The following is a 766-nucleotide window of genomic DNA, read 5'->3' as shown; positions in this document are numbered from 1 at the left end:
CAGGTCCTGCTCGGCGCCCGTTCCGAAGCCCACTGGATCCGCTACGCCCGGGTCCACCTGGCCGGCATGTTCCCCTACCTACCGCAGCGGCCCGGCTACAACAAACGGCTCCGCGCCGCCCTCCCGCTGATCAAGAAGACGATCCGGAACCTGGCCCGCGACAGCGACTTCTGGTTCGACAACCACTGGATCGTCGACTCCACCCCGGTGCCGTGCGGCATGTCCCGCCCCACCGTGCAACGTTCGGACCTGGCCGGCTGGGCCGGATACGGCTACTGCGCCTCCCACTCCCGGTTCTTCTGGGGACTGCGCCTGTACCTGGTCTGCACCCCGACCGGGATGCCGATCCTGTGGGCCCTGGCGAACCCGAAGATCGGCGAGCGGGAGGTCCTCGCCGCGATGCTGGAGGTCGAGGCCGGTGTCGTCGCAGAACACGACGGCATCCTGTTGATCAGCGACAAGGGCTTCGCGTCCGGACCACTCGAGCGGGAACTCGCCGACCAGGGCATCACCCTGCTACGCCCGTCACGCAAGCGGGAGAAGGCCCGCTACGGCGAACCGATGCTCAAGAAGGTCCGGCAGCTGATCGAGTCGGTCAACGACACCCTCAAGGGCCAGCTTGATCTTGAGGAACACGGTGGGCGGACCTTCGTCGGCGTCGCCGTACGGGTGGCCCAGCGACTCCTCGCGATGGCCGCCGCGATCTGGCACAACAACAAGACCGGCGCACCCGTCACCCGGTCCCTGATCGCCTACGACCACTGAC

General features: G+C 67.6%; 1 protein-coding gene. It reads left to right on the top strand.

Annotation, left to right across the window (positions count from 1 at the left end; all coding sequences use genetic code 11):
- Window positions 1-765 (top strand): IS982 family transposase (locus ACXAHD_RS32265; protein ID WP_475055197.1); only part of this gene is annotated, 765 nt, incomplete at its 5' end.
- Between the last annotated feature and the right edge of the window lies 1 nt (window position 766).

It is taken from the genome of Micromonospora sp. ABR4_055 (assembly GCF_056160425.1).
This window is presented reverse-complemented; position numbering and strand designations above follow the sequence as displayed.